The sequence below is a fragment of the Streptomyces sp. NPDC056061 genome, assembly GCF_042266885.1.
Classification (GTDB): domain Bacteria; phylum Actinomycetota; class Actinomycetes; order Streptomycetales; family Streptomycetaceae; genus Streptomyces.
Genome location: NZ_JBHJWQ010000010.1, coordinates 158,900 through 174,456, shown reverse-complemented (window position 1 = coordinate 174,456; position 15,557 = coordinate 158,900). Strand labels below are relative to the sequence as shown.

The 15,557-nt window shown below is 72.9% G+C and carries 14 protein-coding genes; 8 read left to right on the top strand and 6 right to left on the bottom strand.

What is annotated here, in order from left to right:
- The first annotated feature begins 73 nt into the window (after positions 1-73).
- The 3 genes from ctaD (at position 74) to ACFC79_RS17315 (ending at position 4,368) form a co-directional block, all read left to right on the top strand.
- On the top strand, positions 74-1,828 hold the full coding sequence (ctaD, locus tag ACFC79_RS17325) for a cytochrome c oxidase subunit I (protein WP_376240913.1): 1,755 nt from the start codon (positions 74-76) through the stop codon (positions 1,826-1,828).
- Positions 1,829-1,881: 53 nt separating this feature from the next.
- Positions 1,882-2,244 carry a hypothetical protein gene (locus ACFC79_RS17320; RefSeq protein ID WP_376240911.1) on the top strand — a complete coding sequence of 121 codons (363 nt, stop codon included), beginning with the start codon at positions 1,882-1,884 and terminating at the stop codon, positions 2,242-2,244.
- An 87-nt stretch (positions 2,245-2,331) separates the two neighbouring features.
- Positions 2,332-4,368 carry a tetratricopeptide repeat protein gene (locus ACFC79_RS17315; RefSeq protein ID WP_376240909.1) on the top strand — a complete coding sequence of 679 codons (2,037 nt, stop codon included), beginning with the start codon at positions 2,332-2,334 and terminating at the stop codon, positions 4,366-4,368.
- A 78-nt stretch (positions 4,369-4,446) separates the two neighbouring features.
- Here the strand turns inward: ACFC79_RS17315 and ACFC79_RS17310 are convergent, their stop codons facing one another.
- Positions 4,447-6,117 carry a translation initiation factor 2 gene (locus tag ACFC79_RS17310; protein ID WP_376240907.1) on the bottom strand — a complete coding sequence of 557 codons (1,671 nt, stop codon included), beginning with the start codon at positions 6,115-6,117 and terminating at the stop codon, positions 4,447-4,449.
- Between the two features lie 186 nt (positions 6,118-6,303).
- Between ACFC79_RS17310 and ACFC79_RS17305 the strand changes: the two genes are divergently transcribed.
- Positions 6,304-6,771: a hypothetical protein gene (locus ACFC79_RS17305; RefSeq protein ID WP_376240905.1), complete on the top strand. Its 468-nt coding sequence runs from the start codon at positions 6,304-6,306 to the stop codon at positions 6,769-6,771.
- A gap of 102 nt (positions 6,772-6,873) precedes the next feature.
- Here ACFC79_RS17305 and ACFC79_RS17300 read toward each other — a convergent pair whose 3' ends face one another.
- Entirely contained in the window at positions 6,874-8,295 is a 1,422-nt protein-coding gene (locus tag ACFC79_RS17300; protein WP_376240903.1) for an amidase, read from the bottom strand.
- 166 nt (positions 8,296-8,461) lie between these two features.
- On the opposite strand from ACFC79_RS17300, the gene ACFC79_RS17295 reads away from it, so the two are divergent.
- On the top strand, positions 8,462-9,082 hold the full coding sequence (locus tag ACFC79_RS17295) for a TetR/AcrR family transcriptional regulator (RefSeq protein WP_376240901.1): 621 nt from the start codon (positions 8,462-8,464) through the stop codon (positions 9,080-9,082).
- Between the two features lie 146 nt (positions 9,083-9,228).
- Here ACFC79_RS17295 and ACFC79_RS17290 read toward each other — a convergent pair whose 3' ends face one another.
- On the bottom strand, positions 9,229-9,849 hold the full coding sequence (locus tag ACFC79_RS17290; RefSeq protein ID WP_376240899.1) for an L-threonylcarbamoyladenylate synthase: 621 nt from the start codon (positions 9,847-9,849) through the stop codon (positions 9,229-9,231).
- An 80-nt stretch (positions 9,850-9,929) separates the two neighbouring features.
- Positions 9,930-10,976, bottom strand: a complete 1,047-nt coding sequence (locus tag ACFC79_RS17285; RefSeq protein ID WP_376240898.1) for an AI-2E family transporter — start codon at positions 10,974-10,976, stop codon at positions 9,930-9,932.
- A 392-nt stretch (positions 10,977-11,368) separates the two neighbouring features.
- Between ACFC79_RS17285 and ACFC79_RS17280 the strand changes: the two genes are divergently transcribed.
- Positions 11,369-11,524, top strand: a complete 156-nt coding sequence (locus ACFC79_RS17280) for a DUF6131 family protein (protein WP_376240897.1) — start codon at positions 11,369-11,371, stop codon at positions 11,522-11,524.
- Positions 11,525-11,907: 383 nt separating this feature from the next.
- Here ACFC79_RS17280 and ACFC79_RS17275 read toward each other — a convergent pair whose 3' ends face one another.
- Both ACFC79_RS17275 and ACFC79_RS17270 read right to left on the bottom strand, forming a co-directional pair.
- Positions 11,908-12,960: a polyprenyl synthetase family protein gene (locus ACFC79_RS17275; RefSeq protein WP_376240895.1), complete on the bottom strand. Its 1,053-nt coding sequence runs from the start codon at positions 12,958-12,960 to the stop codon at positions 11,908-11,910.
- Positions 12,957-14,018: a tetratricopeptide repeat protein gene (locus ACFC79_RS17270; protein ID WP_376241020.1), complete on the bottom strand. Its 1,062-nt coding sequence runs from the start codon at positions 14,016-14,018 to the stop codon at positions 12,957-12,959. Before ACFC79_RS17270 ends, ACFC79_RS17275 begins: the two co-directional genes overlap by 4 nt.
- 347 nt (positions 14,019-14,365) lie before the next feature.
- Between ACFC79_RS17270 and ACFC79_RS17265 the strand changes: the two genes are divergently transcribed.
- Both ACFC79_RS17265 and ACFC79_RS17260 read left to right on the top strand, forming a co-directional pair.
- Positions 14,366-14,827 (top strand): hypothetical protein, encoded by a 462-nt coding sequence (locus ACFC79_RS17265; protein ID WP_376240893.1) that lies wholly within the window; start codon positions 14,366-14,368, stop codon positions 14,825-14,827.
- 335 nt (positions 14,828-15,162) lie between these two features.
- Positions 15,163-15,354 (top strand): DUF6381 family protein, encoded by a 192-nt coding sequence (locus ACFC79_RS17260; protein WP_376240891.1) that lies wholly within the window; start codon positions 15,163-15,165, stop codon positions 15,352-15,354.
- The last annotated feature ends 203 nt before the right edge of the window (positions 15,355-15,557 follow it).

The following is a 15,557-nucleotide window of genomic DNA, read 5'->3' as shown; positions in this document are numbered from 1 at the left end:
CCGACCGCTCCGGCCCGCCCCGCGCGGCCGGGAGCCCGCTCGGTGCACCGCAACAACTGGAGGAAACAGTCCGGTGGAAGCAACGGAATCGCAGGGCAGCGAGGCCATCCCCGCACAGGGCCCCAAGCCCCCCGGGCCCACGCCCGAGCCCACACCGGGCGCAGACCGCCCCGGCACCGGGAACGCCCACGCGGCCCTCCCCGGTACCGGCCCCGCACGCGGCCGGGTCGTCTCGTGGCTCACCACGACCGACCACAAGCAGATCGGCACCCTCTATCTCGTCACCTCGTTCGCCTTCTTCCTGATCGGCGGCGTGATGGCTCTGGTGATGCGGGCCGAACTCGCCCGCCCGGGAACGCAGATCATCTCCAACGAGCAGTTCAACCAGGCGTTCACCATGCACGGCTCGGTGATGCTGCTGCTGTTCGCCATGCCGCTGTTCACGGGATTCGCGAACTGGCTGATGCCGCTTCAGATCGGCGCGCCCGACGTGGCGTTCCCTCGGCTGAACATGCTCGCCTTCTGGCTGTTCCTCTTCGGCTCGTTGATCGCGGCGGCCGGCTTCCTCACGCCGCAGGGCGCCGCCGACTTCGGATGGTTCGCCTACGCCCCGCTGTCCGATGCCACGCACTCGCCGGGCATCGGCGCCGACATGTGGATCATGGGCGTCGCGCTCTCCGGGTTCGGCTCCATCCTCGGCGCGGTGAACTTCATCACCACCATCATCTGCATGCGGGCACCGGGCATGACCATGTTCCGGATGTCGATCTTCACCTGGAACGTGCTGCTGACCGCCGTCCTCATCCTGCTCGTCTTCCCGGTCCTCGCCGCGGCCCTGTTCGCCCTGGAGATGGACCGCAAGTTCGGCTCGCACATCTTCGACCCCGCCAACGGGGGCGCCCTGCTGTGGCAGCACCTGTTCTGGTTCTTCGGGCACCCGGAGGTCTATGTGCTGGCACTGCCGTTCTTCGGCATCGTCTCGGAGATCGTCCCGGTCTTCTCCCGGAAGCCCATGTTCGGCTACATCGGCCTGGTCGCCGCCACGATCGCGATCGCCGGACTGTCCGTCACCGTCTGGGCCCACCACATGTACGTCACCGGCGGTGTGCTGCTGCCGTTCTTCGCGTTCATGACCTTCCTGATCGCCGTGCCCACCGGGGTGAAGTTCTTCAACTGGATCGGCACGATGTGGAAGGGGTCGCTCTCCTTCGAGACCCCGATGCTGTGGGCCACCGGATTCCTCGTCACCTTCGTCTTCGGCGGACTGACCGGCGTCATCCTGGCCGCGCCGCCGCTCGACTTCCACGTCTCCGACTCCTACTTCGTGGTCGCCCACTTCCACTACACGCTCTTCGGCACCGTCGTCTACGCGATGTTCGCCGGGTTCCACTTCTGGTGGCCGAAGTTCACCGGCAAGATGCTGGACGAACGCCTCGGGAAGATCACCTTCTGGGTGCTCACGGTCGGCTTCCACCTCACCTTCCTCGTCCAGCACTGGCTGGGGGCCCAGGGCATGCCCCGGCGCTACGCCGACTACCTGGCCGCCGACGGGTTCACCACCCTCAACACCCTCTCCACCATCGGCTCGTTCCTGCTCGGACTGTCCTTCCTGCCGTTCTTCTACAACGTCTGGAAGACCTCCCAGTACGGCAAGCGGGTCACCGCCGACGACCCCTGGGGCTACGGCCGCTCCCTGGAATGGGTGACGTCCTGTCCGCCTCCCCGGCACAACTTCGCCTCGCTGCCGCGCATCCGCAGCGAGTCCCCGGCCTTCGATCTTCACCATCCGGAGATCGCCGCGCTGGACCACGCCGCACCGCAGCACTGACCCCGTCGACGACCGGTCCGTGCCCCCCCGTCACCGAGAAGGAGAGCTGCCCGATGTCCCATGGTGTCCTGGCCCTCGGCGTCGCCGCGATCTGCGTATCGGGGCACGTCTGGTACCTGCCCGCGTGCATCGACCTGCGTGCGTCCCAGGACCGCCCCGGCTCCCGCCGGCCCGCCGCGGCCGCCGTGCTGACCGGGTGGGTGTCCGCCGCCGCCACGATGCTCCTGCTGCTGGCACCGGTCGCCGGTCACGTGGTGGCGGGGGTGGGGTCCGCAGGGCTCGCCGCCACCCTCACCCTGGCGGGCCGGGCGTGGCTGCGGCGCCGCGAGGAGCGGCGCGAGGCGGAGTCGCGCTGGGCCGCCCTCTTCCCGATGCCCGCCGCGACCCCCGTCCGGCGCACCGAGGACGAGCGCTGAGCAGGTCGCCGTGCCCGCTCTCCGGGTGACGGATCCTCATGGGCGGATCGGGGTAATGTCGGGTGACGACATCGGATCGGAGCCTGTATGAGGGTCGAACTGCCGCCGGAGCCAGTGCACTTCGTCAACCGCGACGAGGAGAGGCGGCGCGCTGTGCGCGCGGTGGAGGAGTGGCAGGGCCGGTCCCGGCCCCTGGTGCTGTCGTTGAGCGGGCCGGGTGGCCTGGGGAAGACCGAACTGGCCTTCCTCATCGCCCGCACCCTGTGCGACAGGTTTCCGGACGGCGTGCGGACCGTCGACCTCGACGACTTCCGGGCGGGCGGCGAACTCGATCCCGGCGAGGTGCTGGCCCGACTGCTGGTGTCACTGGACGTGGCACCGGACCTGCTGGAACGCCAGTTCGGCGCACGGTGCCGGCAGTACTGGAACGTGACGTCGGCGCGTCGGCTGATCGTCGTCGTCGACAACGCGCGCTACGCCTCGGAGGTCGTTCCGCTGCTCCCGGCGTCGGGCGACAGCCTGGTGATCGTCGCGAGTCACGGTCCGCTGTACGACCTGGAGGACGGCGCCGCCGTCGACATGGCGCTGCCGCCGTTGGCGGACCCCGTGGCGACGGAACTCCTGGAGCTCGTCGTCCGCGACCCGCGGCTGGCCGCCGATCCGGCGGCGGCCCGGACCATGGTGCAGATGTGCCACGGCCTGCCCGCGGCCCTGCACGTCGCGGGACGATGGGTGCGCGCCCACCGGGTGCGGCCGCTCCCGCGCCTGATCGCGGACCTCCGGTCCCAACTCGACGAGAAGGGCGTGTCGTCCGGGGTGGAACGCGTCTGGGACGCGGCCTACCGCGGCCTCTCCGCTCCGGCGGCGGCGCTCTACCGGCTGCTGCCGGACCACCCCGGCCCGACCTTCACCCAGGAGTCCGCCACCGCGCTGCTCGGGCAGGGGCCCGAGGCCGGCCAGGACGCGCTGGAGGAGCTGCACCGGGCGGGGCTGCTGCAACTCTCCGCGACGTGGCAGGAGGAGGACGGCCGGATGCGGCTCCTGGGGCCGCTGCACGCACATGCCGGGCGCCGCGCCCGCGCGCACGATGCGCGAGGGGAGTCGGCCGACGCGCGGACGCGCCTGCTGCGCTGGTACGTGCGGCAGGCCCAGCTCGCCGACCGGTACACCGCAGGCCGGCGCCTGGTCGTTGCGGAACTCCTCGATCCCGTTCCCGGCGCCCCGGACGTTCCCCTGGAGGACCCGCGGGCCACCGACGACCTCGCGGTGCGTGCCGCGCGGACCACGCGGGCCTCCCGCTGGCTGCACGCGGAACGGCACGCGCTGTACGCGTGCGTGCGCCGGGCCCATGCGCGAGGTCTGGACGCCGAGGCCGTGGCGCTGTGCGAACCGGTGTGGACCCACGCGCTGGACCACCCGCACCAGTCCGACGCGACCGAGGTCTTCCGGCTCGGTGTGGCCTCCGCGATCCGGTCCGGCAACCTGGCGTCGATCGTGCGGATGCGATGCCAGCTCGCGCGCCCGCTGTGGGAGGCGGGACGGCTGGACGAGGCAGGGCGCGAACTCGACGGCGCGCTGTCGGCCGTCGAGCTGCTGGGGGAATCGGAGCGGGACAGGAAGCTCCACGCCTCGGCCATCGAGTTCCGCGGCATGCTCAACTCCGCACGCGGTGACTGGAACGCAGCGGCCGTCGACTTCGCCCGCTCCCGCGACATGCACCTCACGATCCCCAACCCGTACGGCGTCCTGGTGCAGACGTACCGGCTCGGAGAGGCGCACGCCGAGCTCGGTGATCTGGCCGCGGCGCGGCGTCTGCTGTCCGAGGCGCATGCGGCGGCCGTGGCGGACCACCGGGCGAGGATGAGCGCGCGCACCGGGTTCGTGCTCGGCGGGGTGCTGCGGCGACTCGGCCGCACGGACGAGGCCCGTGGCCTGTACCGGCAGTCCTTGGAGGGGGCGCGCCGACGTGGCTCCGCCTTCGACCAGGTGCGGATTCACGACGCCTTCGCCGAGATGGCCGGGGACGAGGGGCTGGGCGCGGAGGCCGAGGAGCACCGGGCCGCCGCGCGGGACATCCGACGGCGCAACGGCCTGCTCCCGCCCGATCCGGAGGACCGGCGGTAGGCCGTCCCACCGGACTGCTCACGGGCCGTGCGGCATCCGTCGTGCGGCCCGGTGCCGCGCGGAGGCCGACAGCGGTTTCTACGCCGCGGGCCCGATCGTCTGTCCGGCCTCCTCGTCCGTGGCCGGCCGGACCAGCACGGAAAAGGACCGGTCGCCGATGCGGCAGGCCAGCCGGACCTCGCCCTCGGGCAGGGCGCGGCGGCCGGAGAGCCAGGCGTGGACGGCGGACAGCGCGGCGGCGGGGTCGGCACGCATGACGCGGCCGCCCTCCTCCCGGGGCTCGACCAGCACGGCGTGGGTGCGCGCGTCGCCGCGTGCCCCCAGTACGGACAGCCCCGAGAGCAGTACGGCCGCGGCCGTACGGCAACCCGGGTACGCGGACAGGGCGTGCCGGATCCACCCGGACGCGGTCCACCCGGCGGCCGGCCCGACGGGTACCGGGGAGAGCACCCGGCAGTACAGCAGACCGGCCGAACGGGAGAGCTGTTCGCGGGCGGCACCGTGTTCCACCGCCAGGTGATGGCCGGGCGGGCCGAGTCCGGCGGGGCGCCGGTCGATGCGGACCCAGGAGCCGGAGACCTCGGCGTGCACGTCGAATGCCACGGGCCGACGGGCGGGGGCGGCGGGGGAGGGCAGCACCCGCGGCGGGGCGTCGAACGAGGGCGGTGTGAGACCGAGGAGGGCGTACACCTCGGTGCGCAGCCGGCTCAGGGCCTCGCCGCGTTCGTCGAACGCCGCCCGGGCGGCGGCGGGGCCGCTGCCGGGCGGGTACGCGGCGAGCGCCTCCCGCACCGCCGCCGCGGGGCCGAGCTGTGGAACCCGGCGCAGCAGGGCGTCCATCGGGCTGCCGGGGATCAACTCGACACCGTCGTGATGGACGCTCACGACCGGTCGGTCCCCGGCCGCGGCGTAGTACAGGGCCGTGGAGCCGTGGTCGGTGACCAGGGCGTCGGCGGCGACCAGGACGGCCGCCCACTCCTCGTACGGGCCCGCGAGCACCAGGCCGGCGTCGAGGGCCGGTGCCAGACGCTCGGCCAGTTCGTGACTGCCGAGCAGACTCCGTTCGTTGGGATGCACGATCAGCGCCAACTGGTACTCGTCGTGGGGGAGTTGGGTCGACAGCTCCAGGGGGAGCCCGGGGCGCTGCCGCAGCAGGGACTCCGGCCCCCACGTCGAGGCGAGGACGAGCAGCGTGCGCGGTCCGGTGCCCAGCGCCGTGCGGTAGCGGTCGCGCAGCGGCAGCGAGGCGAGGACGCGTTCCAGCGTGGGATCCCCGACGACCTTGGCGCGTGCGGCGGCGCGCGGGCTGGTGGCGGCGAGCCGGGCGATCTGGGTGCGGTGGGCCAGCGCGTGCAGGGCGGCGGGTGCGTCGCCGTGGGCCGACAGCAGGTACTGGGGATCCAGCCCGGAGGCGGAGTCGGCCGAGCCCTCGCCCGGAATCGACTTGTTGAACCCGGCCCCGTGCGGGAGCAGCACATGCGCGCCCCGGAGCAGGCTCAGTTCGCCCTTCGGGCTCGCCGCGAGAACCAGATCGTGGCGCTGCCGGCACGCTTCGTCCCACGGCACGGTCCGGCCGCCGACGGCATCGATCACGGACAGCGCGTCGACGCCGAAGTCGGATCCGGGAACCAGGGTGAAGAGGCGTGTGATGCGGTCGTCACCGGAGAAGACCGGGAGTGTGTCCAGGAGCCGGTACAGGGCCACCGCCGAACGCGCGGCCAACAGTACGGTGCGTCGCCCGTCGCCCACAAGCATCCGTCCTAGCCGGGAGGGTTGCTGGAATCCGGCGTTCCCGCAGGCCGGGAGGATCCTCCGCTTCGCCGGGCGCCATGCGGCGATGGTACCGCGCGCCGGTTCCGGCCGAGGCCCGGTGATCCGCATCGCACATTCGGCAAGTGCGGTGCGCGGGCGGCCGTCCGGCCGGAGGATGGCGGAATGAGTGAGCTGGGAATCGCGCTGATCGCCGCGGGGGCCGCGATCGTGGGCAGCATCGCCACCGGCTGGTACACCCGCAGTGCGGGTCTCCGGCAGGCCGAGGCGGCACGACGGGCGGGCGAGCGGCAGGCGGACGCACTGCTGGAAACGGTTCGGATGACGCTTCGGGAACAGGCGGCCGTGCGCGTGCTCGACCTCCGGCGCCAGACGTACGTGCGGTTCCTCGAAGCAGCGGAGACCAGGATCCTGGCCGAACGGTCCGGAGCGGGCGGCGGGGGAGACGAGGGCCTCCTGGAACGTGCGCTGGGCACGGTTCTCCTGGAGGGGCCGGCCGAGGTCGCCTCCGCGGCCCAGGTCCTCGCCGACCGCCTGCGCCGTCACGAGGCGCCGGACGACGTCGTCGAGGCGAAGCTCGCCTTCGTCTCGGCCGCGCGGCAGGCGGTGAACGAGTCCCTTCCGGCCCGGTAGACGGCTCCCGCCCCGGGTTCCCGACCCGGGGCGGGGCGGGAACCCGGGGCGGGGCGGGGCGGGCGGCGGACGGTCCCATGGCGGGCCGACGCCGCCCGGCCCTCAGCGGTGCCCGCGCGGATCGATCGGCGCGAACACCCCGACCCGGTCCTCGACCGCCTGGGCGGCGGCCAGGCACAGATCCTCACGGAACGCCCGGCCGACGATCTGGACCCCGGTAGGCAACCCGTCGACCACCGCGGTCGGGACGGCCACGCCGGGCACACCCACGAAGCTGGTGACGGTGCACAGGCGCATGGCCGAGGCGACCCGGTCCCGTCCTGCCTCGTCGCGCGACTCCAGCCGCGGTTCGACCGGCGGTTCGGTGAACACCGGGCCGAGCAGCAGCGGGTAGGTGTCCAGGAATTCGGCCCACGAGCGGCGGATGTTGAGCCAGGTTCCCATGAGCTTCATGAACTCGTCCGCGTTCGCGGGCGGTGTCCGGGCCATCGACATGGCGATGTAGCGGTCCCCGCCGGCCCCGAGCAGTTGTCGCACGGCGGGCCAGTTCGCGGCGAACTCCGTCACCGTGATCCGGCCGTACGCGTCGAGCGCCTCGTCCAGCCGCGGCACGTCCCGCACCTCCCGTACCGCGTACCCGGCGTCGAGCAGCGCTTCCGCCGCGGCCTCGACGGCACTGCGCACCGTGGGATGGACGCCGTGCCCGCCCGGGTCCGCGACCACCGCGACCTCGACGGGTCCGGGCACGGGCGGTCCGTACACGGGCACCGGCACGGCCCGCGGGTCCCGCGGATCGGCCCCCGCCAGTACCTCGTACGCCAGCCGGAGGTCGGCGACGCTCCGTGCCAACGGCCCGTCGGTGACCAGCATCTGCGACGCGGGCCCCGGGTCGTCCGGGCCGATGACGCGGTGGTCCGAGGCGAAGCGCCCGCTCGTCGGCTTCAGCCCCGCCACGCCGCAGAACTGGGCGGGGATGCGCACCGATCCACCGGAGTCGTTGCCGAGGCCGAGCGGGGCCATGCCCGTGGCGACGGCCACCCCGTCGCCGCCACTGGTGCCGCCCGGGGTCCGGGCGGGATTCCACGGGTTGACCGTGTCGCCGAACAGTTCGCTGCGGGTGTGCATGCCCGCCAGGATCAGCGTGGGCATATTGCTGTGTCCGAGGGGGATGGCCCCGGCCGCGCGCAGCCGGGCCACCGGGGGCGCGTCGGCCGACGCGACGAGATCGCGGAAGCGCGCGGTGCCGAACGTCGTCGGCACGCCTTCCACGGGGGTGCTCTCCTTCACCGTGAACGGCACGCCCGCGAGCGGCCCGAGGGTTTCGCCGGCCGCCCGTCGGCGGTCCGTCCGGGCCGCGGCGTCCCGTGCGCGCTCGGCAAGGAGCTGCGTGACCGCGTTCACGTGCGGGTTGACCTCGGCGATGCGTTCCAGATGGCTGTCGACGAGTTCGACGGCCGAGACCCGTGCACTGCGCACGGCCTCGGCCTGCGCGGCGGCCGTCATCCTCCACAAGGGGCTTTGCACCTGTTCATGTCCTCTCCGGGAGCGTTCCGATGCATGCGTATCGGAACGGTAGCCGGGAAGCGATGCAGGTGCATCGAATTTTGCGGTGCGGCGGATACAGTGCGACGAGGACGGAACGGAGTGCGCTGCGCACAGGAGCGCCGTGGAACCAGGGGGGCCGACCCGAATGCCGAGACAGGTGGATCACGCGGACCGCCGCCGTCGCATCGCCGAGGCCGTCTGCCGGCTCGTCGACGAACGCGGACTGGAGGGCGCGACCCTGCGCGACGTCGCCGCCGCCGCGGAGGTGTCGATGGGGGCGGTCCAGCGGTGCTTCCGCACCAAGCAGGAGATGCTCGTCTTCGCCCTCGGACACATCGGCGAGCGCGTCAACGAGCGTGTGCGGGCCCGCCTCGTCCGGAGCCCGGCCCAGTCGGCCCGTACCGCCGTCGGCCATGCGGCCACCGAGATCTCGCTGCTGCGGGACGAGCACCGTGCCGAGGCCAGGGTATGGCTGGCCTTCGTCGCGCAGGCCGCCGTCGGCGAGCCGCTCGCCCGGACGCTGAGGGCGAACTACGCGGAGCTGGAGGAGGCGGTCGTCCGTCTGGTGGCGGAGGCGGCCGACGAAGCGGACCGGGGCACGGTCATCGATCCGCGCCGGGAGGCCCGTACCCTGCTCGCCCTCGCGGACGGCCTCACCACGCATGTCCTCATCGGCCGACTCACCCCGAAGGAGGCGCAGGGCATTCTTCATGCGCATCTGGGTGCGCTCTGGGAGCAGTCGGACCGGCTCCCGCGCCCCGTCTGACCCGCCCGGTCACGGAGAGCGGCGACCGGGTCGCACCGGCGAAGCGGTCCGCGCCGCAACGGGCGCGCCGCCGCGCCGGTGCCGGGCCGCCGGGCGGTCGTCGGTCGATCCCGCGCCACCGGCGCCCGCCGCGGAAGCGGGGGTTGCTACGCGAAGCGAGTGATGTCGCCGGCCCCTCGACGGACGACGTCGGCCTCGCCGCCCGAGAAGTCGACGACCGTCGTCGGCTCGGTACCGCACTCTCCCGAGTCGACCACGATGTCCACCACGTGGTCGAGCCGTTCCTTGATCTCCCAGCCCTGCGTCAGCGGCTCGTCCTCGTCGGGCAGGAGCAGCGTGCTGGAGAGCAGCGGCTCACCGAGTTCGGTGAGCAGCGCCTGGGTGACCACGTGGTCGGGGATCCGGACGCCGACCGTCTTCTTCTTGGGATGCAGCAGTTGACGCGGCACCTCCTTCGTCGCCGGGAGGATGAAGGTGTAGCTGCCGGGTGTCGCCGCCTTGATCGCACGGAACACGTCGTTGTCGATGTGCACGAACTGGCCCAACTGGGCGAAGTTCTGGCACACCAGGGTGAAATGGTGACGGTCGTCGAGGTTCCGGATCGAGCGGATGCGGTCGATGCCGTCCCGACTTCCGATTCGGCATCCCAGCGCGTAGCAGGAGTCCGTCGGGTACGCGACGAGCGCCCCCGACCGGATGCTGTCGGCCACGGTACGGATGGTGCGGGCCTGCGGGTTTTCGGGGTGTACGTCGAAGTACTTCGCCATCCGCCGAGTCTAACGACCTGGGGAGCACGAGAGGGTGGGCTCCACAGGCCCTGCGACTCCGCCTCCCGCGTCGTCGTCGGTCACCCCTTCACCCGCGCGGGAGCGTGTGCCCGGCGCAGGGCCTGATGGGCCGACCAGAGGACGGACACGAGGGGCACCGCCACCACGGCACCCAGCACCCCCGCCGCGATGGCGCCGGCGATCACCGCCACCGCGACCACGACGGGATGCAGCCGGACCGCCCAGCTCATCACGAGGGGGTGGAGGAGGTGGCCCTCGATCTGGCCGATCACCACGATCAGCGCGATGACGACGCCCGCCACGACGGGGCCCTTCGCAGCAAGGGCCACCACGGCGGCGATCGCGAGCGCGATCGGTGAGCCGATCAGCGGAACGAACGCGGCGAGGAACTCCAGCAGGGCCAGCGGAAGCACCAGCGGGACGCCGAGTGCGAACAGGGCCAGCCCGACGAGTACGGCGTTCGTCGCCGCCACCAGGACGATGCCGTGGGTGTACCCGGTGAACGTCCGCCACGCCGCACGACCCGCCACCTCCACCCGGCCCCGGGCCGCCTCGGGAAGCTGCGCGCAGAACCAGCCCCAGTGCCGGTCCCCCGAGTGGATGAAGAAGACCGCGCAGAACAGGGCGAGAGCGAGGACCGTCACCACCTCGACGAGCCGGCCGGCCCCGCTGACCGCCGTACTGATGAGCGCGGCGCGGTGGCTGGAGAGGAACTCGCCGATGCGGGACTGGAGATCGTCGAGCGTGTGCGGATCCAGGCGGAACGGCGACGTCTCCAGCCACTGCTTGATCCTGTCGATGCCGTCCCCGAACTCCCGCCCCAGCCCGGCACGTTGCCCGGCGACCGTTTCGCCGACGAGACTCAGGACGCCGAGCACCAGCACGATGCTGCCGACCAGCGCGGCGGCGACGGCGAACGGCCGCGGCACCAGCCGGGCGAGGAGATCGGCGACGGGGCGCAGCATCGCCGTGCCGACAAGACCGAGGAAGACGGCCGCCGCCACCTCGTGGAACCTTCCCAGCACCGAGAAGAGCGCGTACACGACGGCTCCCACGACCAGGACGCGCCAGGCGTAGGCGGCGGCCGTCCGCAGCGTGGGATTCACGCCGGAGCCGTGCCGGGCGGCGGACCGGGCTCGGTACGCACCCCGGTTCCGCGGCGGGCGTCGGCGCGTGCCGCGCGGTGTCCGGCGCGGCACGGCACGAACCCGCGCCCGTTGTCCCTCGGGCGGCACTCCGGGGTCCGTGCGGTCGGGCTGCGGATGCGATGGCCTGGGCATTCCCCGCTGGTACCAGCACGGGCCCGCTCGTGCGGAGCTCCTGCGGCGACATGCGCGGGAAGTCACCCTACGGGCGGATTCCGGACACGGCCGAATCCCGTGACGCCGGCCCCGGCGGGAACCTGCGGTGGGAGGCCGCTCACCGTCCCGCCGCGCGTTCCGCGCCACCCGGCAGGGGCGGCCGCATACTGGAGCGAGACGCGTGATGGGAGGAATCCATGATCATCCTTGGTGTCATTCTCCTCATCCTCGGCCTGGTGACGGGCATCTCCATTCTGTGGACCATCGGCATCGCGCTGATGGTGATCGGCCTGGTCCTCTGGGTCCTGGGCGCCGCGGGGCACGCGGTGGGCGGCCGCCGGTACTACTGGTAGGCCCGTACGGCCCGCGCCCGGCGGACCCCTCCGGGCGACCGACGGCATCTCGGCCGCCGCCCGGGTCCTCGGCTTCACCCGGTCCGCCGTGTCGCAGCACATCGCGACCCTGGAGAACGATCTCGGTGCCCGCCTCGTGGAGCGCCGCCCGGTCGGCCCGACGGCAGCCGGGGAACGGCTGATGGAACACGCGTCGCCACTGCTGCGCCGCCTCGACGCGGCAAGGGCCGACGTGGCCCGGGCCGTCCGGAACCGGCACTCCGCGCCGACCCCCGCCGTCGCCGAGCGGCCGGCCCGGCTGCGCTCCGACCGGCCCGGGCCCGCCCTCGACGTTCGGGTGACGGGCCGCGAAGCGGTGGCGCGAACGGTGCTGAGTGCCGGATTCACCCCGTGCGGTCGACGAGGAACGGCAGCAGCGCCAGGATCTCGTCGAGCGCGGCGGGGGCCAGCGGAACGCCTTCCAGACTGCGGCGGGCGCTGTCCAGCTGCCGGTGGGCCTCGGCCAGGGTCGCGGCCCGCCCGCCGGCCTCCTCGACGAGATCGGCGGCGCGCCGTGCCGCGCCGTCGTCGAGCGGGACGCCGGTGCCGAGCAGTGCGGCCAGCCGCCCGGCGGCGGGACCGTCCGCGGCCAGGGCCGCCAGCACCGGGTACGTCTTCTTCAGCCGGCGCAGGTCACTGTGGACGGGCTTGCCCGTGAGCTCCGGATCGCCCCAGATCCCGAGGACGTCGTCCACGGCCTGGAAGGCGACGCCGAGATGGCGTCCGGCGTCGGTGAGGGCGTCGACGGTCGCGGGCGGGGCACCGGCGAGCACGCCGCCCAGCCCCGCGGCGCAACCGAGCAGCGCGCCGGTCTTGTGCTCGGCCATCCATCGGTACTCGTGCGGACGCACGGCCTCCGGGCCGGTCCACGGCCGTTTCTCGAACAGCAGGTCCTCTGCCTGGCCGTGCACCAGGTCGGTCAGCGCCGCGCCGAGATGCCGCACCGCCTCGGCGCTGTGCGCGCCCGGCGCGTCGGCGAGGGTCCGCACGGCCAGTGCGAACAGCGCGTCCCCCGCCAGAATCGCCGGGCCGGTGCCGTACGCCTTCCAGACGGTGGCGCGCTGCCTGCGGGTCTCGTCGCCGTCCATGATGTCGTCGTGGAGGAGCGAGAAGACGTGGATCAGTTCGACGGCGACCGCGCCGACCACGGCGTCCTCGGCGGGCGCGCCCGCGGCCTCGGCCGCGAGCAGGGTCAGCGCCTGACGGACCCCCTTGCCCTGCGAGCCCTGGACGGGACTGCCGTCCGCCGCGCACCAGCCGAGCGAGAAGGCGGACATCTCCGCATGCCACGGGTGGAGTTGCTGCACGGCCCGCACGAGCGCCGGGCGGACCAGGTCGCGGCAGCGGGCGAGCACCTGCGGTGCGGTGGACCGTCGGGTCACGGACGGGGGTGTCATCGTCGCCCGCTCCGCTCGTCCGCTGCTGTGCCGACCGGTGCCACGCCGAGTTCGGCGTACGCCTTCTCCACCATCTCGCGGGCGTTGAGCAGGCCGATCCGGTCCAGGGTGTGGCGCAGTTCGTCGAGATCGGCGGCCGTCTCGTCCCGGTCGCGGCCGAGCCGGGCGAGCGACTTGACCAGGCCGAGCCGGGCCAGGGCCTCGCCCCGGGGCTCCGTCATGGCGCGGAACTCGGCGAGCGCCTCCTCGTAGCCCCGGCGGGCCTCCTCGTACCGGTGGGCGCGGAAGAGCACATTGGCGCGCATCTTGTGGTTGTACGCCAGCGCGCTGGACAACTTCATCTCGCGGCAGGTGAGTTCGGCCTCCGAGAGCAGGGCGAGGGCGCGTTCCGGGTCGTCCCGCAGGGAGATGATGTCGGCCATGCCGCGCAGGGCCCACGCCCGGCCCCGCCGGTCGTCCGCGTTCCCGGCGAGCTCGGCCGCTTCCTCGAACATGGCCAGTGCGCTGTCGAGCGATCCGGTGTTGCGGTGGATCTGGGCGATGCCCTCCAGGGCCCACACGGTGTGGCGCGCCTCGCCGCGGGCGCGTGCCTCGGCCAGCAATTGCTCGTGCAGCACGGCGACGGTCCGGTAGTCGCCCTGTATTCGGCCGGTCTCCGCGAGGCCCGCGAGGGAGTACCCGCGGGCGACGACGTCCCCGCCGCGCTTGCCCATGTCGGCCGCGAGCTCCAACAGGCGGAAGGCGAGCCTGAGTCGACCGCGCTGCCGGGCGAGCGTCCCGCCGCTCCACAGCGCCCATGCCATCGCCCCCTCGTCGTCCACCGAACGGGCGGACCGGTAACTGGCCTTCCACGCCCGGTCGGCATCCTCGACATTGCCGAGCCGGCGGTGCGCCTCGGCGACCGCGAGTCCGCACCGAGCCACTTCCTGCGGCGATCCGGAGAGCTCTGCCTCTCTCAAGTGCCGTACACCTTCCGCCAGTACGTCCGTGAGTGAGGAGTTCACCGACATCTTGGTGAGGGCGCCCTGGTACTCGGGCGCCAGTGCCTTGCTGTGCATGGAAGCCTTTCGCGCGGCCGGGCAGTCCAGCGACAGGTCGGCTATACATGCCATGTATACATTCCATGCATAGTTGCCTGGTGGTCGCAGCCGGGCGCTCGTGGGGGTCGGACAGGGTGTCACCGGCGGCGAACCGCCTTGTTGTGGATCAAGACGGCGGTCGGGCGCCGGAGGTTGCTCCATGAACAACAGAAGTCGAACATCGGCCGTTTCGTGTCCGACTTCGTTCGCGCGGGCGGCTCGGACGAGCGTGCCGTGCGTCCGTCCGGACTCTCCGTGAAGCGGCACCTGCCCCTTCTGGCTAAGCTCGACGAGGGGCCCGGGCATCAGACTCGACGGAGGCTCCGATGACAACGACATGCGAACTGCGCGACGTGGCCCCACGGCTCGCGACCGGCGCGTTCATCCTGAACTCCGGTCTGGGCAAGCTGAAGGCGGACGAGGAGACCGCGCGCGGCGTGCACGAGATGGCCTGCATCGCGTACCCGTTCCTGAAGGGGATCGAACCCCGCCGGTTCACCCGGATGCTCGCCTGCTCGGAGATTGCGGTCGGTGGGGCCCTGCTCGCCCCCTTCGTGCCGACCCCACTGGCCGGACTGGCGCTCACGGGGTTCTCCGGTGGCCTGCTCGGCCTCTACCTGCGGGTACCGGGAATGCGGGAGCCCCGCAGTCTGCGGCCCACGCAGAACGGCATCCCGATGGCCAAGGATTCCTGGATGCTGGGGATCGGGCTCGGATTCCTGAGCGCGGGTGTTCGCCGGGCCGGCACCCGAGGACCGCGGTGCCGGTGGCGCCGGTGCCGGGGGTGATCACCGCTCCCCGGCGGACCGGTGCGCGGCGACGCGGCCGGCGTGGGGCCTCCGGCACGGGCGGGGCCGGAGGCCCGGGTGCCGCCGCCCGGGCGGCCGTGGATGCGATGCCGCATGACACCGCTCACCGATCCGCCCCCTGTCGCTCCCCGGGTCATTACGCTGGGAGGGGGAATCCGGGTGTGGGCGACGCCGACCGCCCGGGACGCGGGGCCGACGACCGCCCCGCCCCCGTTCCGACCGGAGCGGCGGCGGGTGGTCGTCCGGAGTGCGGTGCCCCGGGAAACCCAGTTCCGCGACGGAGGCGGCTCCACCCACAGGCCCGAGGAGTGATCATGAGCGAGTCGGATGCGTACCGTGGTCGGGTGAGGGAGATGCGCGCCAAGGCGAAGGACCTCCAGGAGGCGGCCGAGCGCACCACCGATCCCAGGGAACGTCAGCGGCTGAAGGACAAGGCCCGCAGGATCGAGGCGGAGAGCGAACAGGTCAGCGGTATGGCGAGCGGGGACATCTACCCGATGGAATGACGGCTGCCCGCGACGGTCGCCCGCCGGCCGGCGTCCGGCTTCTCGCACCTGCCGTCCCGTCCGGCGCTGCGGGCGTCCCGTCGGCGCGGCCCCGAGTGCTCGGGGCCGCGCCGCCCCCCGGGCGGGCGGGGGAACCACCCGCGGGGCGGGCGGTGGTCAAAAGTGTGTTGGCCCGGATAGCAAACACCACGATAAACCGACAC